Source organism: Actinoplanes oblitus, assembly GCF_030252345.1.
Lineage (GTDB): Bacteria > Actinomycetota > Actinomycetes > Mycobacteriales > Micromonosporaceae > Actinoplanes > Actinoplanes oblitus.
The window spans coordinates 7,119,677-7,141,782 of record NZ_CP126980.1; the positions used below are offsets into that span (position 1 = coordinate 7,119,677).

Below are 22,106 nucleotides of genomic sequence, written 5' to 3' on the forward strand. Positions count from 1 at the left end.
GGCATCGGTCACCGGGCGCCCTCCACTCGGTCGCGCAGCTCGGCCAGCGTCCCGTCCGGGTCGGCGGCCACCGCGTGCAGCAGCGCCGCGTAGGCGTCCGCCAGCCGCGTGGCGGTGCGCCGCCCGAACAGGTCGCCGCTGTACTCCAGATAGCCGGCCAGCCCGTCGCCGGTGTCCTGCAGCGACAGGTTGAGGTCGTGCTTGGCGGTGCCGGACTCGACCGCCAGCGGGGTCACCGCGATGCCGCCCGCCTCGGCGGACGCCGCCGCCGGGGCCGCCGGGACCAGGTTGAACATGACCTGGCAGGACGGCGATCCGGGGAGGTCCCGGAACGGCAGGTCCTTGTGCTCCTGCGCCTCGGCGCTGACCTGCCGCACCTGGCCGAGCAACGCCCCGAACGACAGCTCCGGGCTGATGTCCAGGCGCATCGGCACGGTGTTCACGAAGTAGCCGACCAGCTCCTCCAGCTCGGGGCGGCTCCGGTTGGTGACCGGCGAGCCGATCAGCACCTCGCGGTCCGCGGTGATCCCGCCGAGCAGCGTCGCGAACCCGGACAGCAGGGTCATGTAGAGCGTGGCGCCACGCTCCTGACCCAGCGCCCGGAGCCGGTCGAGCAGGCCCGCGCCGACCCGGACCGGGACCGTCGCGCCCACGTACGACCGGATCGGCGGCCGCGGGTAGTCGGTGCGCAGCGACAGCACCGGCAGCCCGGCCAGCCGCTCGCTCCAGTACTCCCGCTGGCGGTCCAGCTCCGCCGCGCCGACGGTGTCCCGCTGCTCGCGGGCGAAGTCGGCGTACCGCAGCGGCAGCGGCGGCAGCTCGCCGGTGCCGTCGTGCACCGCCGACTGGTAGGCGGTGCCCAGGTCGCTCAGCAGGATGCCGGTCGACCAGCCGTCGAAGACACCCCACGGCCGGGTCACCACGGCGACGTGGTCGGTGCCGGACAGGGCCAGCAGGTGGACCCGGATCGCGAACGGGTCCTCCGGGGCGAACGGCCGCGCCCGCTCGGCGCGCAGCCACTCGGTGACCGCGGCCTCGTCGTCGACCGGCAGGACCGGCACCTCGATAGCGGTGTCCTCGTTCACCCGTTGCCGCACCTCGTCGCCGTCGACCAGGTAGCTCGTGCGCAGGATGGCGTGCCGCCCGACGACGGCCCGCACCGCGGTGGTCCACGCGTCGCGGTCCAGCGGGCCGGTGACCCGGATCGCGAGCTGGACGTTGTCGTCGGCCGATGGCCGCAGGAACCAGAGGTCGCGCTGCTGCAGGGCGAGCGGCGCGGGTTCGTCCGGGCGCGCCTGGGCGGCGGCCGGCACCGGCTCCGGCTCCGCGGGCGCCAGCACGGCGGCCATCTCCTCGACGGTGGCCCCGGTGAGGATCAGCTGGAGCGGCAGTTCGGCCTTCAGCTCCTTCTTCACCCGCAGGGTCAGCCGGGTGGCGAGCAGCGAGTGCCCGCCGAGATCGAAGAAGGTGTCCCGCAGGCCGACCCGGTTGAGGCCGAGCACGCCCGCCATCAGCCGGCACAGCGTCCGCTGCGTCTCGGTGCGCGGCGGCACGTAGGTCTCCGTGGCCACGTCGGCCTCGTCCGGCGCCGGCAGGGCCCGCTTGTCCACCTTGCCGTTCGGCGTCACCGGCAGCTCTTCGAGCAGCACGAACGCACTGGGGACCAGGTAGTCCGGCAGCCGGGTGGCGAGATGCTCCTTGAGCGTCCGGACCATCGGCGGGATCAGCCGGCCGATCTGCGGGTTGTTCGCCGACGCCGCGCTCCGGTACGGCGAGCGGGCCAGCACCGGGGGCAGCTCGCCGCGGCCCAGGACCAGGTCCAGGCCGTCCGGCCGGTCCTGCGACCAGGTGGCGGCCACCCGGTAGCCGAGTTCCTCGGCATACGCCAGGACCGCCTCCAGTTCCGCCACCTCGGCGGCCGCGGTCGCGGTCAGCCGGGTGCCGGCGGGCAGCGGGTCGACCTGCCGGGTGGACGCCCAGCGGGTCAGCCCCCGCGCCACCCGGACGTCCTCGGCGATCCGGGGGTTGGTCAGGCCGGTCACCCCGAACCGGTCCGGGGCGCCGTCGCTGAGCAGGTCCCGCAGCTCCCCGGCGGTGGTGGCGGTTCGCCACGGCAGCGGGCCGGCGGAGCGGGTGGCGCCCTTGGTGAGCACCACGTCGTACCGGTAGGCCAGCATCTCGTTGTCACCGGTCCCGCGCTTGACCAGCACGTCGACGCCGGTCACGTCCGGCAGGCGGTCCGCGAGCCGGGCGAACCAGGTGGGGCTGACCAGCAGCTCGGTCTCCTGCCGGCGGCGGCGCTGCACCTGCGCGGCCAGCGAGGCGACGGTGCTGCGGCTGCCGCCCCGGCCGCGCTCGACGGCCACCAGGTGCTCGGCGAACAGGTCCAGGTTGCGGATGTCGCCGAGCAGGATGCGGCCGCCGTCGGCGACCAGCGGCAGCAGCCGGGTGATGACCTCCTCCAGGTAGAGGCGGTTCGGGAAGTACTGGACGACCGAGTTCAGCACCACCGTGTCGAAGGTCGAACCGGCCAGGTCCTGTACGGACAGCGCGTCGCCGTGCGCCAGGGTGACGTGCGACCAGCCGCGGCGTTCCACCCCGCGGCGCACCTCGGCCAGCACGGCCGCCGAGATGTCCAGGGCGTGCACGGCGGTGCAACTCTCCGCGTACCGGAAGAGCAGCAGACCGGTGCCGCAGCCGACCTCCAGCAACCGCTTCGGTCGCAGGTCGGCGATCCGCTGGACGGTGCCCTCGATCCACTCCAGCATCTGCGGTTCCGGGATCGGCTCGCCGGTGTAGCTGCTCTGCCAGCCGGCCAGGTTCATCCCCTCGGTGGCGTCGGCGGCCGGCGCCGGCTCGGCGTACTGGTCCTCGAAGACCTTCTGCCACTGCTCCAGGTGCTCGGTGTTCTGCTCGGCGGTGGCGGTGTCCAGCCACTCCTCGGTCGGGCGCACGTAGGCCGCGAGCGACCGGGTCTCCCCGGAGGCGAACGGGACCACGACGGCGCTGTGCACCGCGGGGTGGGTCTGCAGCGCGCTCTCCACCTCGCCCGGCTCGACCCGGAAACCGCGCACCTTGACCTGGTCGTCGATCCGGCCGAGGAACTCCAGGGTGCCGTCCGGCAGGTGGCGGGCCAGGTCGCCGGTGCGGTAGAGGCGGCCGCCCGGTTCGTCGCCGAACGGGTCGGGGACGAACCGGGCGGCGGTCAGGTCGGGGTCGTCGAGGTAGCCTCGGGCCACCCCGGCGCCACCCACGCAGAGTTCGCCGGCCACCCCGGCCGGCACCAGCCGCAGCCGGCTGTCGGTGACGTACGCGGTGGACCGCGGCACCGGCCGGCCGATCGGGATCCGGGCGTTCTCGTCCAGGTCGCGCGGGATGACGTGGTACGTCGACGCGATGCTGTTCTCCGTCGGGCCGTACCCGTTCACCACGGTGAGGCCGGGCTGGGCCGCGAAGAGCCGGCGCACGTCGCGCGCCGAGAACGCCTCGCCCACCACCGCCAGGTAGGTGAGCGGCAGGTCACGGCCCTCGGCCGCCTCGGCGAAGGCGGGCAGGAACGCCGCCGACAGCAGCATCGTGGTCACCCCGGTCCGCGCCACGCAGTCCAGCAGCCGCTCCACGTCCTTGTTGTCGCCGTCGAGCAGGACCAGCCGGCCGCCCGCCACCAGCGGTGTCAGCACCTCCTGGGTGCCGGCGTCGAACGAGATCGACGAGTGGTGCAGGAACACGGTGTCGTCGCTCGGCGGGAAGTAGTCCGGGTTGCGCAGCAGCCGGACCACGCCGCGCTGCTCCACCAGGACGCCCTTGGGGCGGCCGGTCGAGCCGGAGGTGAAGATGGCGTAGGCGAGGTGCTCCGGGGTCAGTCCGGTCTCCGCCCGGGACAGGTCGTGTTCGGGCAGGTCGCCGAAGTCGGCGGTGTCCAGGTGGACCACCTCCGGCACCGCCTCGAACAGCGTGGCCGGCAGGTCCGAGCGGGTGAGCAGCACGCCCACCCCGGCGCCCTGGAGCAGGGTGTGGATCCGGTCCTCCGGGTACCCGGGGTCGATCGGCACGTACGCGCCGCCGGCCTTGAGGATCCCGAGCATGCCGATCACCAGCTCGGGTGACCGGTCGACGCAGAGGCCGACCAGGGTGTCCGGGCCGATCCCGCAGCGGCGCAGGTGATGCGCGACCCGGTTGGCCCGGGCGTTGAGCTCGGCGAAGGTCAGCGTCCGGTCGCCGTGCCGCACGGCGACCTCGCCGGGCCGCCGGGCCACCTGCTCCTCGAAGAGCTCGGCGAGGCAGCGGTCGTGCGGGTGCCCGGCGCCGGTGCCGTTCCACTCGGCGAGCTGCCGCCGGCGCTCGGCGGCGGGCAGCACGTCGACGTCGAGGGCCGCGGTGCCGGTGCCGTCGTCGGCGGCCAGCGCGCTGACGATGCCGCCGAGGGCGGTCTCCACGTACTCCAGCAGCGCCTCGGGTTCGACCCGGTCCTCGACCTGGACGGTCAGCGACAGCTCGGTGCCGAGATCGTCGAGCGAGATGCCCATCGGGTAGTTGGTGCGGTCCATCGACGCCAGCCAGCGGATGCCGCGCTCCTCGACCCGGGAGGTCTGCGCCGCGTCACCGCGCCGGGGCTCGAAGTGCCGGAAGTTCACCGCGGCGCTGAACAGCGGAGCGTCGCTGTCCAGGCCGGTGGCGCGCTGCGCCACGCTGAGCGAGCTCTGCTCCCGGGCGATGAGTTCCTTCAGCCCGGTGTCGACGTCCGCGATCAGCTCCCGGACGGTCCGGCCGGCCAGCCGGACCCGCAGCGGGAGCGTGTTGATGAAGTTGCCGAGCATCCGGTCGACGCCCGGCACGCCCTGCAGGCGGCCGGACATGACGGTGCCGAAGACGACGTCGTCGCGCCCCGCGGCGGCGCCGATGACCAGCGCGCAGGCGGCGTGGAACAGGCAGGCCGGGCTCAGCCGCAGCCGCTTCGCCTCGGCCCGCAGCCGCTCGGTGAGCGCCGGGTCCAGGGAGCGGCGCGGTTTGCGGGTACGCCGCCCGTCCCCCCGCACGTCGGTCAGGCCGAACGGCGTGGTCGGCTCGGCCACGTCGCCCAGCGTCTCCCGGAAGTACGCCTCCGCGTCGCCGGTGGCGAGCTGGTGCCGGGTGTGCGCGACGAAGTCCCGGTACGCGGCCGGCGGCGCCAGCGACTCCGCGCGGTCGCAGACGTGCGCGGCCAGCTCCTCCATGATCAGCCGCAGCGAGGTGGCGTCCTCGATCAGGTGGTGGAAGGCCAGCAGCAGGTAGCGGCGGCCGGACCCGGCGTCCTCGGCGATCAGCAGCCGGAACAGCGGCGCCCGGCCGACCGGCATCGGCGCGGGGTGGTGCAGCAGCTCGCGGGCCTGCTCCTCGGCGTCCCGGGCGGGATCGAGCCGGACCCGCCCGACCGGCAGCTCGACGGAGCGGTGGACGACCTGCACCGGCTCCGGCAGCCCGGCGGTGACCACGGCGGTCCGCAGCACGTCGTGCCGGTCGATCACCGCCTGCACCGCCGCGGTGAACGTGGCGGCCGCCGTCTCGTCGTCGGCCACGAAGAGCGCGGACATCAGGTACGGGTCGTTCTCCGGATCCACCAGGTGGTGGAAGAGGATCCCCTCCTGGGCCGGCACCAGCGGATAGACGTCCTGGAGGTTCGGCGCCCCGCCGGGGACACCGGCCACGATCGCGTCGATCTGCTCCTGGTTCAGCTGGACCAGGGGCAGCATCTCCGGGGTGATCCGCTCGCAGCCGGCCGGGATGGCGTTCGGCGGCACCTGGAACTCCGTGCCGCCGGTCCCGGCCCCGTCGATCAGGGCGGCGAGGTCGGACAGGGCGGGCGCGCTGAAGACATCCCAGACGGTGGCGTGCAGGCCGGCCGCGGCCAGCCGGGCCACCAGGGAGGTGATCAGCAGCGAGTGCCCGCCGAGCGCGAAGAAGTTGTCGCCGGCGCCGACCCGGCCGGCGTCGAAACCGAGCAGGTCGGCCCAGAGCTCGGCGAGGATCCGCTCGGTGGGCGTCGCCGGGGCGACGTAGGCGCTCTGCACGAACGCGCCGATGTCCGGCGCCGGCAGGGCCTTGCGGTCCAGCTTGCCGTGGGTGGTCAGCGGCAGCGCGTCGAGCAGCACGAAGGCGCTGGGCACCTGGTACTCGGGCAGGGTCCGCTCCAGATGCCGGACGAGGTCGTCGCGCAGCGCGTCGGTGGTCTCCCCCGCCGGCACCACGTAGCCGGTCAGCCGCTGGTCGCCGGGCTGGTCCTCGCGGACGACGACGGCGCAGGCGCGCACCATCGGGTGCTCGGCCAGCCGGTGCTCGATCTCGCCCAGCTCGATCCGGAACCCGCGCAGCTTGACCTGGTCGTCGGCGCGGCCGAGGAACTCCAGGGTGCCGTCGGCCCGCCACCGCGCGAGGTCGCCGGTGCGGTACAGCCGGGCGTCCGGGCCGGCGCCGAACGGGTCGGGCACGAAGCGCTCCCGGGTCAGCTCCGGCTGCCGCAGATAGCCGCGGGCCAGGCCGGCACCGGCGATGTGCAGCTGGCCGACGCAGCCGATGCCCTGCGGGTCCAGCGCGTCGTTCAGCACGTACAGCCGGATGTTCTGGATCGGCCGGCCGATCGGGATGACCCGCGGCACCTGGTCCGCCGGCACGGTCCAGTGGCTGACGTCGACCGCCGCCTCGGTGGGTCCGTAGAGGTTGTGCAGCGGCGCCCGGTGCCGGGCGTAGTGCGCGGCGCACAGGTCGGCCGGCAGCGCCTCGCCGCTGGCGAACACCCGCCGGACCGTGGTGCAGCCGGACCAGCCGGGCTCGGCCACCATCGAGCGCAGCATCGACGGTACGAAGTGCAGGGTGGTGACACCGAACCGGTTGATCGCGGCGACCAGCGCGGCCGGGTCCCGGTGCGCCTCCGGCTCGGCGACGGCCAGGCGCGCGCCGGACAGCAGCGGCCAGAAGAACTCCCAGACCGAGACGTCGAAGCTGTACGGCGTCTTCTGCAGGACGACGTCGTCCTCGGTGAGCCGGTACTCGTTCTGCATCCACTCGATGCGGTTGACCGCCGCCCGGTGCTCGATCATGACGCCCTTGGGCCGCCCGGTCGAGCCGGAGGTGTGGATGACGTACGCCAGTCCGCCGGGTTCGGCGCCGGCTCGCGGGTCGTCGGTCCGTTCCTCGGCGACCGGCTGCCCGTCCCGGTCGGTGATCCGCCCGTCCCGGTGCACCGCGAGCAGGTGCGCGGCGCCGGCCAGCGGTGCGGCGTCCAGGTGCGGCTGGACCAGGACCGCGGCGACGCCGGAGGACTCGACCAGCCCAGCCAGCCGGGCCGCCGGGTACGACGGCTCCAGCGGCAGGTAGGCGCCGCCCGCCTTGAGGATGCCGTAGACGCCGGCCACCATCTCGGCGGAGCGTTCCATGGCGAGGCCGACCGGCTGGTCCGGTACCACCCCGTGCGCGCGCAGCGTGTGCGCGACGCGGTTGGCCCAGGCGTTCAGCTCGGCGTACGTCCAGGAGCGATCGGCGTCGACCAGCGCGACCCGCTCCGGGTGCCGCGCCACCGCGGCCTCGAAGAGCTCGTGCAGGGTCCGGTCGCCGGCGAAGTCCCGGGCGGTGTCGTTCCACTCCTCGACGACCTGGCGGCGCTCCGCCGGGCTGGCCAGCGGCAGCCGGGACACCGCGACCCCGGGATCGCGGACCACCGCCGCGAGCAGCTCGGTCCAGTGCGCGATGAATCGCAGCACGGTCTCCCGGTCGAACAGTGCGGTGTTGTACTCCACCGCGCCGGCCAGGCCGGTCAGGGTCTCCCGCAGGTCGAGGGTCAGGTCGAACTTGGTGACGTCGAAGTCGAACTCGACAGGTGACACGGTGGCCGCGCCGAGCCGGGTCTCCTGCTCGGTCTGCGCCTCCTGGAGCACGATCATGGTCTGGAAGACCGGCGCGTGGGCCAGGCTGCGCTCCAGCTTCAGGGCGTCCACCACCGCCTCGAACGGCACGTCCTGGTGGTCGTACGCCTCCAGCGCGGTGGCCCGCACCCGGCCGAGCAGCTCGCTGAACGCCGGGTCGCCGGTGAGGTCGGTGCGCATCACCAGGGTGTTGGCGAAGAAGCCGACCAGGTTCTCGGTCTCCACCCGGTTGCGGTTGGCGACGACGGTGCCGACCGGGACGTCGCTCTGCCCGGTGTAGCGGTGCAGCACCACGGCGTACGCGGCGAGCAGCGTCATGTAGAGCGTGACACCGTGCCGTTCGCTGAGCTCGCGCAGGCCGGTGAGCAGCTCCGGCGGGCAGCTGAAGAACTCCCGGCGACCCTCGTACGTCTTGACCGCCGGCCGCTCCCGGTCGGCGGGCAGGGTGAGCGTGGGGTCGATGCCGGCCAGCCGCTCCTGCCAGTACGCCACCTGCCGGGCCTGGACGTCGTCGCCCAGCCACTCGCGCTGCCACTGGGCGTAGTCGGCGTACTGCACCGGCAGCGGCGCCAGCGGATCCGGGCGGCCGTCCCGGAACGCCTCGTAGAGCGCGCCCAGGTCCCGCAGGAACACCCCCACCGACCAGCCGTCGGAGCAGCTGTGGTGCATCGTCACCTGCAGGACGTGGTCGTCCTCGGCCAGGGTGAGCAGCTGCGCCCGGATCGGCAGGTCCCGCTCCAGGTCGAACGGGGTGACCGCCTCCCGCTGGACGATCTCGGCCAGCCGCGCGGTGCCGGTGAGCGCCACCGAGCGCACCGCGAAGTCTTCGCCGTCCCCGATCAGCTGGTACGGCACCCCGTCCCGGTCGGCCAGCCGGGTCCGCAGCGACTCGTGCCGCCGCACCACCGCGGCGAGCGCCCGGCTCAGCGCGGGCCGGTCGAGCGGCCCGGTCAGCCGCAGCGCCAGCGGGATGTTGTAGTGCGCGCTCGTCCCGTCCAGCCGGGCCAGAAACCACAGGCGCTGCTGGGCGTAGGACAGCGGCGGCGCGACCCCGTCGGTACGCGGGAACCGGGGGATCCCGTCCAGCGCCGAGACGTCGACGCCCTGCTTGCGCAGCAGATCGAGCAGCGCGCGCTGCCGTTTCGGCGGCAGGGACCGGATCCGCCGGATCAGGTCCAGGGTGTTCTGCTGGTCGGTGGTCATGACCGTCCCCCCGGTGCGGTGTGCTCGATCTCCAAGGCGTCCAGCTCCTCGTCGGTCAGGCTCTCGATCAGGTCGAGGCCGGCCAGGATCGCGCCGGCGTCGGCGCCCCCGTCCGGGCTCCGGCGTTCCAGCTCGGCGGCGAGTTCGCCGAGCCGTGGCGTGGCGAACACCGCCTGCACCGGCAGCTCCACCCCGGCCTCCCGCTTCAACAGGTTGATCAAGCGGGTGACCAGCAGCGAGTTGCCGCCCAGTGCGAAGAAGTCGTCGGCCACGTCGAAGGCCGCGGCGTCGGTGTGCAGCAGCTCGGCCCAGGCGGCGGCGACGGTACGTTCGGCGGGTGTCGCCGGGGCCACCCGCAGCACGTCGGCCGGCCGGTGCAGCGCCGGGTCGGGCAGCGCGCGGTGGTCGAGCTTGCCGTTGCGGGTCAGCGGCAGTTCGTCGAGCAGCACGTAGGTGGCCGGCCGCATGTACTCGGGCAGCCGTCCGCGCAGCGTCGCCTGCAGGTCGTCGCGCAGCGCGGCGGCGTTCGGCCAGCGCACGGCCGGCGCCGGGGGCGTGTCGTCGGCGGCCGGCGCCGCCCCGGGCCGGCGGGCGTAGAGGTTGTAGAGCGACGTCTTGCGCAGCGACTGGTTCGCCTGCTCGCTGACCACCTCGAAGCCGTGGCCGCGCAGCAGCGCGGTGATCGCCGCGAGCCGTCCGCCGACGTCGTGCACCTCCACCACGACCTGCTGGATCTTCGGCCAGTCCGCCGCGTCCACACCGAGCAGCACGTCGTGCTCGGCGTTCTCCACATCGATCTTGAGCAGGTCCACGCGGTCCAGCCCCTCGCCGGCCAGGAACGCCGACAGCGTGGTGATCGGGCAGGTGAACCGCTCGCTGTCCAGCCGGGCGTCGACCACCTCGTCGACCAGCCGGTCCCCGTCGTCGCCGGCCGGCTCGCCGTCGCCGGTCAGGTACGCCCGGGTCAGCTCGTGCGCCTCGGCCGCCGTGGTCCGGCTGCTGGAGATCACCGTGTTGTGCCGGTAGAAGGTGAAGGTCTCCTCCTTCTGCGCCGCGCCGAGCCCCTGTCCGAAGACGGTGGCCGGCAGACCGTGCAGCGCCACGTTGCGGCGCAGCGACTCGGCGACCGGCGGGATCGGCTCGAAGGCGTAGATCCGGGCACCGGGGGCGCGCAGCGCGGCGAAGAGCGTGAACAGGCCGATGTTGGCGCCCACGTCCACGATCCGGTCACCGTCGCGCATGGTGATGCCGTGCCGCAGGTACTCCCGGCCGACGAAGATCTCGTCGTAGAGGAACTCGGTCTCGCTGCGGTTGTGGTGGAAGACCGGCAGCCCGTTCGGCAGCTCGTGGGTGCCGAGCGCCGCCTCCGGCTCGGTCCGGACCAGGCGGAGCAGCTCACGTACCGGCCGGGCCCGCCGCTCGTCCGGCACCACGTAACCGACCAGGCGCCGGTCGTCGTCGCCGAAGTCGCGGACCAGCACGCGGGCGTCCTCGACGCCGTCGTGCTCGGCGAGCCGGGCCTCGATCTCGCCCAGCTCGATCCGGAAGCCACGGATCTTCACCTGCTGGTCGTTGCGTCCGCGGTACTGCAACGTGCCGTCGGGCAGCTGCCGGGCCAGGTCGCCGGTGCGGTAGAGCCGCGCTCGCGGGTCGGCGGAGAACGGATCGGGCAGGAACCGCTCGGCGGTCAGCTCCGGCCGGTTCAGGTAGCCGCGGGCCACGCCGGCGCCACCGACGTACAGCTCGCCGACCGCACCGGCCGGCGCGGGCCGCCGGTGCCGGTCCAGGACCACGGCGTGCAGGTCCGGGATCGGTACGCCGATCGGGCTGGCCGTCGCGTCCAGGTCGGCGTCGGTGAGCCGGTGGTAGGTCACGTGGACGGTGGTCTCGGTGATCCCGTACATGTTGATCAGCTCGGTGTCCCGGTTGGCCGGCCGGCGTCGCCAGGGCCGCAGCGAGGCCGGCTCCAGCGCCTCGCCGCCGAAGATCACGGTCCGCAGCCGGTGCGGCACCGGGTTGTCGCCCTGTGCCGCGATCAGCTGCCGGAACGCGCTCGGCGTCTGGTTGAGCACGGTGACCTGCTCGGCGCAGAGCAACGCGTAGAAGTCCTTCGGGTTGCGGGTGGTCTCGTCCGGCACCACGACCAGGCGGCCGCCGTGCAGCAGCGGGCCCCAGATCTCCCAGACCGAGAAGTCGAAGGCAGCCGAGTGGAACAGCGTCCACACGTCGTCGGCGCCGAACCGGAACCAGTGGTCGGTCGCGGTGAACAGCCGGGTGACGTTGCGGTGCTCGACCATGACGCCCTTGGGCGTGCCGGTGGATCCGGAGGTGTAGATGACGTACGCGAGATCGTCCGGTCCCGCCGTGCCCGGCAGGTCGTCGCCGGCCAGCCCGGCCCAGCTCCCGGCGTCGGCGCGCAGGTCGACCAGGACGGCGCCGGTGTCCAGCCCGGCCGGCAGCGGGCCGTCGGTGAGCAGCACCTTCGGGGCGCTGTCGGTCACCGCGTGGCGCAGCCGGTCGGCGGGCGCCCCCGGGTCCAGCGGGAGGTAGCCGCCGCCGGCCTTCAGCACGGCCAGCACCGCGATCACCAGCTGCTCGGAGCGCGGCAGGCAGAGCGCGACGAGCGTGTCCGGGCCGATCCCGAGCTCGCGCAAATGCCGGGCGAGCCGGTTGGCCCGCTCGTTCACCTCGCGATAGGTCAGCGTGGTCGATCCGGAGGTGACCGCCGGCGCGTCCGGCTGCCGGGCCGCGATCTCCTCGAACCAGGTGTGCGGGCAGCGCTCCACCGCCGGCGCGGCGGGCGCGACCAGCGCGGACGGCGGGAACACCGGCACGTCCAGGGCCGACACCGCGCCGCGGGTGTCGCCGGCCAGCGCGTCCAGCAGGCCGGTCAGCGCGGTCGTCAGACAGTCGACGACCAGCCCGGCGTCCTGGTCCCGGTCGATCAGCGCCTCGATCGAGAAGGCGTTGCCGAGGTCGTCGATGGACACCGCCACCGGGTAGTTGCTCCGCTCGATCACCCCGGTCAGCGGGGTGACCCCGAGGATCTCCCGGGTGATCGCGCCGTCCGCGGCCGGCAGGTGCCGGTAGTTGAAGAACGCGTTGAACAGCGGCGCCTCCGGGTCGAGCCCGCTGAACGACCGGGCCACCGGCAGCGGGACCTGCTCGTAACGCACCAGCTCGCGCAGCGCCCGGTCGGTCTCCTCGACCAGGTCCCGCGCCGAACGGCCGGCCAGGTCCAGCCGGACCGGGAGGGTGTTGATGAAGCTGCCCAGCATCCGCTCGACGCCGGCCGGGCCGCGCATCCGCCCGGACATCACCGTTCCGAAGACCACCGTGTCGCGGTCGCTGCCGGCCGCCACGACCAGCGCCCAGGCGGCGTGGAACAGGGTGGCCGGGCTGACCCGCAGCTCCCGGGACAGGGCCCGGGCCCGCCGGCCCAGCTCGGCGTCCAGGTCGCGGCGCAGCTCGACGGTACGGCTACCGTCCCCGTGCACGTCGGCCAGGCCGAACATCACCGTGGGCTCGGTGACGTCGCCGAGCTGCCCGGTGAAGAAGGCGGCCGGGTCGGGTCCGCGCCGGGTGAGCGCCACGTAGTCGCGGTACGGCGGCACCGGCGCGAGCGCCGCAGCGGTGCCGGCCAGGTGCGCGGCCGTCTCGCTGAGCAGCAACCCGAACGAGGAGGCGTCGTGGATCACGTGGTGGATGCTCAGCACCGCGTGCCACACCCCGGTGTCCGGGTGCCGGGCGGCGCGCAGCCGGATCAGCGGTGCCCGGTCCAGGGCGATCGCCGCGCCACCGGCCAGGATGTCGGCCACCTCGTCGTCGACGGTCGTCCCGGCCTTGAGCTCGAACTCCTCGACGGTCAGCTCGGCCCGCCGGGCCACCACCTGCACCGGCTGGCGGAGTCCGTCGGTGACGATCGCGGTCCGCAGCGCGTCGTGCCGGGCGATCACCGCGCGCAGCGCCGCCGCGAAGTCGTCCAGGTGTGCCCGGCTGTCGAAGGCGAACAGGCAGGACAGCACGTACGGATCCCGGCCGCCCGCGCTCAGGTGGTGGAACAGCATGCCTTCCTGAAGCGCCACCAGGGGCAGCACGTCCTGCACCTCGGGCACCGCGGCGTGCACCGCCGCGAGCTCGTCCGCGGTGAGCGAGACCAGCGAACCGCCGTCGAGCAACGGTTCGGCGGACGACCCGGCGTCGATCGCCGCGGCCAGCTCGCCCAGGCTCCCGGCCGCCAGGATGGTCTGCGACTCGCAGCGCAGTCCCCGCTCCCGCAGCAGCCCGGCGAAGACCGGCACCAGCATGGAGTGCCCGCCGAGCCCGGCGAAGTGATCACCGGGGCCGATCTCACCCGGGCCGTAGCCGAGCAGCTCGGCGCAGGCCTCGACGACCGCCTGCTCGGTGCCGGCCAGCACCACCGGAGCCGGCGCCACCGCCTCCTTCGCGAACGGCTCGAGCCAGTACCGGTCCGCCGCGAACGCGGTCAGCGGCAGCGGCGCCAGCCGGCGTCGCTCACCGTGCAACCCGTGCCACGGCACCCGCGCCCCGCGGACCCACAGCTCGGCGAGCCGTTCCAGGTCGCGGTCGGCGATCAGGGCGGACACGAACGCCTCGCCCCGGGCGCCGTCGAGCAGCATCCGCAGCGGGCCGGCGTCCTCGTCGGCGTTTCCGGTGCGCACCGGCACGCCGGTCTCGTCCGGGGTGGCGTCGCCCGCCGCGTACCGGGCCAGCGCGTCGCTCAACTGCTCCCGCGACCCCGCCACCACGGCCAGCCGCTCCGGCTGCGCCTCCCGGCCCAGCTGCGTGGTGTACGCCAGGTCGGCCAGCGGGACCGTCTCGTCCGCCGCCACGAAGTCGTGCAGCCGGCGTGCCGCCAGCCGCAGCCGGTCGGTGTTGCGCGCGGACAGCAGCACCAGCTGCGGCCCGGTCCCGGCGGCCGGTGCGGGCGCGACCGGCGGCGGTGGCGCCTCGACGACCAGGCTGACGTGGCTGCCGCCGGCCGCCGTCGAGTTGATCAGGGCCCGCGGCCGGCCGGCGCCGTCGCGCGCCACCCAGTCGGTCAGCCGGTCGCTCAGCCGCAGCGGCGAGCCCTCGGTGTCCAGCCGGGGGTTGGGCGTACCGGTCTCGACCAGCGGCGCGATCTGTCCGTGCCGCAGCTGCAGCACGACCTTGGTGAGCTGGGCGATGCCGGAGGCCGCCTCCGGGTGTCCCAGGTTCGACTTCACGCTGCCGACCGCGACCGGCTCGGTCACCTCGGCGAAGACCTCGCGCAGCGCCCGGAACTCCACCGCGTCGGCGAGCGCCGCGCCGTTCGCCGCGGCCTCGACGTACCCGATCGAGGCCGGCTCGACGTCCGCCGCCGCCAGCGCCCGGCGGATCACCCGCACCTGGGAGCGGTGGCTGGGTGCCATGAATCCGGTGCCCCGGCCGCTGTGCACCGACGCGGTGCCCTTGATGACCGCGTGGATCCGGTCGCCGTCGCGCAGCGCCGCCTCCAGCGGCTTGAGCAGGACCGCGCCGACCGCCTCGGCCGGCAGGTAACCGTCGCCGTCCCGGAAGCTGCGGCTGCCCGGGTCGCTGCCGAGCAGTTGCAGCTCGGACAGGGCGACGAACTTGTCCGGGTGGATGTTGAGGTTCACGCCACCGGCGACGGCCAGCTCGGCCTCGCCGCGCCGCAGGTCGGCGCAGGCCAGGTGCACCGCGGTGGCCGACGACGCGCACATGTTGTCGATGGCCAGGCTGGGTCCCTCCAGGCCGAAGAAGTAGGAGACCCGGTTGGCGATCAGGTTGTAGGACATGCTGGAGGTGAGCGCCGCGATGGTCGGATCGGTGGCGTCCACGCCGTACATCTGGTAGCCGGCACCGACGTAGACGCCGACCCGGCGCTGGTACCGCTGCTCGATGACCTCCTGCGTGACGCCGCTCTCCTCCAGCAGGTGCCACACCGTCTGCAGGAACAGCCGCTGCTGCGGATCCATCACCCGGGCGTCCCGCGGCGCGATGCCGAACAGCAGCGGATCGAACCGGTCGACCTCCTCGAGGAACCCGCCCCACCAGCCGCGGACGCCGTCGTACTCCGGCCGGTCCGCCGGCGCCTCGGTGATGCCGTCGCGCCCGTCCCGCAACCGCGCCCACAGCGTGTCCAGGTCCGCGGCCTGCGGATACCGCCCGGAGATGCCGATGATCGCGATGTCGCTGACCGCCGCCTGCGGCGCCACCACGACGGTCCGGGCGGTCTCCTCGGTCGCGGTCCGCGGCCGCTCCGGCAGGGCTGACGGCGACGGTACGACCGGAGCGGTCACCGCGGCCGGCGCGGCGACCGGCGGCTCGGGCTCACCGAGCAGCTCCCGCAGCGCCGGCGCGTGCTCGGTGACGAAGTACTCCGCCAGGTCGCGCACCGTCGGCATCTCGAACAGCAGGGTCTGCGGCAGCGGACCGAACGGCTCCTCCAGCCGGGAGATGACGTTCACCGCGACCACCGAGTCCATCCCGAACTGGTCCAGCGGCGTGGTGACGTCCAGCCGTTCCGGTCCGAGCTTGAGCGCGGCGCCGAGGATCCGGCGCAGGTAGGCCGTCGCCCGGCCGGTCAGCAGCTCCGCGGCGGCCTCGGTCGCCGGTCCGGGCGTGGCGACCGGCGCCGGCGTCGACCGGGCGCGGCCGGGCAGCCGGGACAGCACCTCGTCGCGGCGGCCGGCGAGCACCAGCAGCCGGCTCTCGGCGGCGCTGCCGTCCGGTGCCAGCGCGATCCGCAGGGCGGTCAGGCCCTGCTCGTTGCTCAGCGGCACCAGCCCGGCCGAGCGCAGTTTCTCGCGGACCTCGGCGCCGCCCATGCCGCCGTCCGCCCACAGCGGCCAGCCGATCGACACGGTCCGGCCCCGGCAGCTGCCGGCGGCGACCAGTCCGGCGCGGTACCCCGCGTAGACGTCCAGGAACGCGTTGCCGGCCGCGTAGTCCGCCTGTCCGGGGTTGCCGAACGCCCCGGCCGTGGAGGAGAAGCAGGCGAACACCTCGAGCGGCTGGTCCCGGGTCGCCTCGTCCAGGTTCACCAGGCCGGCCACCTTGGGCGCGAGCACGCGGGCCACGTCGTCGGCGCTCTTGCGCAGGATCAGCCGGTCGTCCACGACGCCGGCGGCGTGCAGCACCCCGGTCAGCGGCCCGTGCCGCTCGACGACGTGCGCGAGCAGGCGCGCCACCTGGGCCCGGTCGGCCACGTCGGCCTGCTGGTAGTCCACCGTCAGCCCGGCCGCGCGCAGTTCGTCCAGGGCGCGCCGCCGCGCGTCGTCGAGCGGGGACCGGCCGGTCAGCACCACGGTGGCCGGGCCGGCCGTCGCGATGTCGCGGGCCACGATCCGGCCGAGCCCGCCGGCCCCGCCGGTGACGAGGTAGACGCCGCCCCGGCGCCACGGCGCCGGCGCGGGGGTGGCGGCCTGCTCCGTCCAGCGCTCGACCAGTCGCCGGCCGTCGCGGTGGCGCACGTGCGGCTCCACCGGCTGCCGGGCCTCGGCGGCCAGGCGGGCGGCGACGATCGCCGGGGAGGCGTCGTCCAGGTTCTCCACGTACTGCGTGTGCAGCAGCGGGCTCTCCTGATGCGCGGTCTTGAGCAGGCCGGCGAGGCCGTTCAGGGTGGTCAGGCGCGCGTCGGCGGCACCCGCGCCGACGGCGGTGACCTGGAACAGCACCGGTTCCCGTACCCCGTCCCGCAGCACCGCCTGGACCAGCGTGAACACCTCGCGGACCGCGCCCGCGTACATCCGGTCGAGCGGGCCCTCGGCCGGCTCGACGAACCGGACGCGGGTGCCGGCCGGCAGCGCGCCGCGCAGGTGCTCGTGGTCGTTGGCGGTGAGCCGGCCGAGCACGACGACGTGCCGCTGCGCCCAGCTCACCGGATCACCGGTGGTACCGATCTCCTCGGCGACCCAGACCGGGCTGGCCAGCACCAGGTCGCCGGCCTCGGTCTCGGTCTCCGCCGCGCCGGCGGCCGGCAGGACCGGGCCGGTCGCCGTGCCGGCGGCCGGGAGGGCCGGGTTGGTCGCCGCCCCGGCGGCCGGCAGAACCGGGTACGCGGAGAGGTCGCCGTCCAGGTCGAACCACAGCCGCTCCCGGGCGAACGGGTAGCCGGGCAGGCCGATCACCCGGCCGGGCCGCGGGTGCGCCGTCTCCCAGTCCACCCGGGCACCCCGGGCCCAGACGTCCAGCAGTCCCTCGGGCCGGCCGTGGTCGCGCCACCGCGCCAGCTCCTCGGCCGCGTCCGGGCTGTCCGGCCCGGCCGTGCCCCGCACCCAGGCGCCGGACCGGCCGGGGTCGGCGGCGAACGCCGCGAGTTTCTCCCGGGCGCCGGCGATCGACGTCGCGGCGAACGCCAGGCGCTCGGGCATCGCCATCCGGCCCACCTGCAGGGTCCACGCCACGTCCGGGAGCGCCTCGTCGGTCAGGTCGGCCAGCCGGCGGCTCAGGCGCCGGGCCTGCTCCACCAGCTGCTCCGCGCTGCGCGCCGAGAGCACGATCAGCGCGGGCCGGCCGTCGCCGGCCGGCCGCTCCGCCGCCGGGGACGGCAGGTACTCGGCCACGATGACGTGCGCGTTCGACCCACCGGCGCCGAAGCCGGAGACCCCGGCGACCCGCGGCAGCGGGTGGCTCCGGTCACCGGTCCCGGCGGACGGGCGGTGCCACGGCTCGACCGTCTGCTGCACCCGCAGCGGCGCGTCGTCGAGGTCCAGGCGCGGGTTGAGGGTGGTCGAGTGCAGGCTCGGCACCAGCTCGCCGTGCCGCAGCTGCAGCAGCACCTTGGTCAGCCCGGCGATGCCGGCCGCGCTCTCGGCATGGCCGATGTTCGACTTCACCGAGCCTATGGCGCAGGGCGACTGCCGCTCCCCCTGCTCGCGCAGCACCCGGACCAGGCCGCTGACCTCGATCGGGTCGCCGAGCGCGGTGCCGGTGCCGTGCGCCTCGATGTAGCCGACCTCGGCCGGATGGACACCGGCGTCGGCGAGCGCGCTGTTGATCACCTCGGCCTGCGCGACCGGGGACGGCACCGAGTAGCCGGAGGTCCGGCCGCCGTGGTTGAGCGCGGTGCCCTTGATCACCCCGTGGATCCGGTCGCCGTCGGCGATCGCCCGGGCGAGCGGCTTGAGCAGGACCGCGCCGACGCCCTCGCCCGGCACGTAGCCGTCGCCGCCGTCGCCGAAGCTGCGGCACCGGCCGTCGCTGGCCAGGAACCGGCGCTGGCTGAGCAGGATGTACTTGTTCGGGTGCGTGTGCAGGTTGACACCGCCGGCCAGCGCCGCGTCGCACCGGCCGCTGCGGATCGCCTCGCAGGCCAGGTGGATGGCGGTCAGCGAGGACGAGCACATGGTGTCGAGCGCGATGCTCGGCCCGTGGAAGTCGTAGAAGTACGACACCCGGTTGGCGATCGTGGAGGCGCTACCGGAGAGGATGACGGCCCGCCCGCGCTCCTGCGCCTGGGCGCCGTAGAGCTGGTACTCCTGGTACATCACACCGACGAAGACGCCCACCCGCGCGCGGCCGTCGCCGGCTCCGGAGCGGCCCAGCCGCTCCGGGGTGTAACCCGCGTCCTCCAGGGTGTGCTGGGCGCACTGCAGGAACAGGCGCTCCTGCGGGTCCAGGGCCTCCGCCTCGTACAGCGAGATCTGGAAGAACAGCGGGTCGAAGCGGTCGATGCCGTCGATGAAGCCGCCCCAGCTCGCGGCCGACGAGCCGCCGATGTCGGCGTAGCGGCGGTGGTCCCAGCGCTCGGCCGGGATCTCCCCGACGCTGTCCCGCCCGGCACGCAGGTTGTCCCAGAACTCGTCGAGGTCGGCAGCACCGGGGTAGCGCCCGCCGACGCCGACGATCGCGATGTCGCCGTCGGCGTAGGCCGGACCGGCATGGGCCGGCTCGGTGCGGGGCTGCTCGGTGCCGGGCTGCTCGGTGCGGGCCGGCTCGGCGACCGCCGGGCGGGCCGGTGCGGGATCGGCCAGGGTTCGCGTGGTCAGCCCGGTGAACTCCGCGGTGAGGGCACCGTGCTCGTCCAGCAGCGTCACGTCCAGCCGGGCCGAGGCCGCCTGCGGCCCGCTGCCGTCCTGGTAGCGGATCCAGGCGTACGCGGTGGCGGTGCCGGCCGCCGCGGTGCGCACGCCGGCCACGGCGAACGGCAGCGCCGGGCGCGGCGGGGTGGCCGGCGCCGGCTGGGCGGCCAGCAGCAGCCCGATCGTGGCCTGCAGGGCGCCGTCGGTGATGCTCGGGTGCAGCAGGTAGTCCGCCAGCGGCTCGGCGGCCGCCGGCAACCTCAGCTCGGCGAGCACCTGCGGCCGCCCGTCCTGGTCCGCGCCGATGTTCACCGCGACGATCGAGCGCTGCGCCGGGCCGTACGCCATGCCCGCCTCGGCGTACCGGTCGTAGATCTCGTCGCCGGCGACGGTCCGCGCCGCGCAGGACGCGCGCAGCCGGTCCAGCGCCGGGGTGCCGGCCCGGTCGGCGGCCGACGCCGTCGCGCGGCCCTTGCAGCACAGTTCGGCGGTGTCGTCGCCGCTGATCCGCTCGATGGTGAAGCTCCACCCGTGCTCGCCGCCGGGTCGCACGGTGACCCGCAGGTCCAGCGGGCCGGGCTCGGCGAAGGCCGGCCGCAGCCAGACCACGTCGTGCAGGCGCACCGGCTCCGGTCCGGCCGCGCCGCGGGCCGCCTCCACCGCCGCCCGGGCCAGCTCCAGCTGGGCCACGGCGGGCAGCAGACGCCGGCCGCCCACCCGGTGGTCCCGCAGGAAGGGCTCGTCGCCGCCGAACGTGGCGTGCCCGACGAGGCCGTCGCCGTCCGGCACCAGCCGGGCGAGCAGGCGGTGCGGTGTGTCGTCGCGGTCCTCCCCGGTCGCGGGCAGGCGTGCCGCGAGCGCCCGGGCGGTCGGTGACTCGATCAGCAGAGCGGGGGTGACGGCCGGGTACCGGCCGGCCAGCCGGGCCGCGAGCCGGGAGAGTCCGGTGGCGTCGAGCCCGGACTCCCGGAACGAGACGCCCGGGTCCAGCGCCGCGACCGGCACCCGGAGCAGCTCGCTCATCGCCTCGAGGACGGCGGCGACGGCAGTGTCGTCCGGACCCGCGGCGGCGACAGCGGCACCGTCCGCATCCGCGGCGGCACCGCCGGCCGGTCCGGCGGACGCGACGGCACCGCCGGCCGGATCCGGGGCTCGCTCCGGCAGCATGTCGTCCAGCCAGGCCGCGAGGTCGGCGATGGATCGGTGTTCGAAGACGATGGTCGGGGACAGCGAGAGCCCGAGCGCCCGCTCCAGCTCGGGCACCAGGGAGACCATCTGGGCGGACGCCAGCCCGATCTCGTAGAAGCTGCCGTGCACGTCGATCCGGGCGGCCGGGCGGTCCAGCCGGCCGGCCACCAGCTCGCGCAACACGGTCAGCGCGTCCGACCCATGCGCCGGCGCGGTGGCGGCGACCGGTTCGGCGGCGACGGACCCGGTCCGCTCGTCGAGGGACGCGACGGCCCGGATCCGCTTGGCCACCAGCTGGCCGATCTCGGCGATCCGCGCTCCGGTCTCGTCGTAGAACTCGACGGCCAGCCGGAAGAGCTCGTCGTCGCGCCGGGCCGAGGCGGCCGGCACGCGCGCGAAGCACCGGCGGCCGAGCGGCGCGGTGGCCCGGAACGACTCGAACACCAGCGGCAGGTAGACCTCGTCGCCCTGGTGCGAGCCGTTCAGCACGTGAATGCCCGCGCCGCCACCGAGCAGGCCGGCCTCGAACAGCGCGGGGTGGAAGAGGAACCCGGCGGCGCTGTCCTGCTGCCCCGCGGGGAGTTCCAGCTCGACGACGGTGTCCTCGGCGCGGTGGTGCACCACCCCGGCGGCCTTCATCAGCCCGGAGTGGACCAGCTCGCGCTCGCGGAACCAGGCGTACAGGTCGGCCAACGGCAGGGTCTCGCGGGCCCCGGTCACCGGCAGCGGCAACCGCTCGGCGAACCCGGCCGGTCCCGGCTGCCTGGCGGTCACCACGACGTGGGTGACCTCCGCCGCGTCGCCGGGACGCCGGCTGCGCACCTCGACCCGGCAGCCGTCCGCCGCCGGCTCGCCCCGCACGGTGACCGCCACCTCGGCACCGCGCGCGACGACCAGCGGGGCCAGGATGGTGAGGTTCCGCAGTTCCGTCTCGGCCATCGGGTGCCCGTGGCGGGTGAGCACCTGCAGGACGAGGTCCACGTATCCGACGCCGGGCAGCAGCGGCCGCCCGTGCACCAGGTGACCGCTCAGCAGCGGATTGTCCGCGGTGACGGTGAAGGTCTCGCTGAACGTCGTCGAGGCGTTCGTTGGCATCTGTTCCCCAGGAAGGTCGGTATTCATCCGCAGAGACGCCGGCGGCAGCGCCGGGCAGCACACCGGCACGGAACACCGGAAAAGGTGATTCCGTCGCGCTGGAATGAATTTCCAGAAATCAACAATGACTTCGCTCGGCGCCGCCACGGCGACACCCTGGAATGGAGGATCCGAACGCGTGACCCGACCCACCGCAAAAAGCCGGGCCCGCGCGGCACCTCACGTAATGACGAGGATCCCCGCTACCAGCGGATACCGACCCTGAAGAATCGCATTGACATGGCCTTACCCCCGTACAGCTCATCCGACAATGCCGGACGCACGACGTCGCGGAACCGCAGCTCCAGCGACCTCCACTGTGCATCGACCGCCGAAGCCTAGCCGTCACCCGACCGTGACGCAACGCGCTGAGCAGTACGAGGAGCACAGGGAATTCCCAGCTCGACGGCGTCATCCGGCCCCGCTCCACAACGGCCGGCCGGGCGTCGCGAGCGTTTCGCCTGCTGATGCGCGCCGATGTCTGCGCGGGCCGGACGGGCCGCGCGATCCGCTGTCATGCCGCCCGCCGGGCGGTGTCGGCCATTCTATGGACGTCCGCCGTCCGCCAAACTTGTGTCACCTTCATTACCTTGACGGCCGGGGGCGGCATTGACATAGTCCGGTGGACACCGCTCTCCCTGGAAGCCTTTGCTGACCT

2 protein-coding genes are annotated in these 22,106 nt (G+C 74.4%); both read right to left on the bottom strand.

Annotation, left to right across the window (positions count from 1 at the left end; all coding sequences use genetic code 11):
- Window positions 1–8: 8 nt before the first annotated feature.
- Entirely contained in the window at window positions 9–9,098 is a 9,090-nt protein-coding gene (locus Actob_RS32000) for a non-ribosomal peptide synthetase (RefSeq protein WP_284915583.1), read from the bottom strand.
- On the bottom strand, window positions 9,095–21,409 hold the full coding sequence (locus Actob_RS32005; RefSeq protein WP_284915584.1) for a non-ribosomal peptide synthetase: 12,315 nt from the start codon (window positions 21,407–21,409) through the stop codon (window positions 9,095–9,097). The genes Actob_RS32000 and Actob_RS32005 overlap by 4 nt, the downstream gene beginning before the upstream one ends.
- Between the last annotated feature and the right edge of the window lie 697 nt (window positions 21,410–22,106).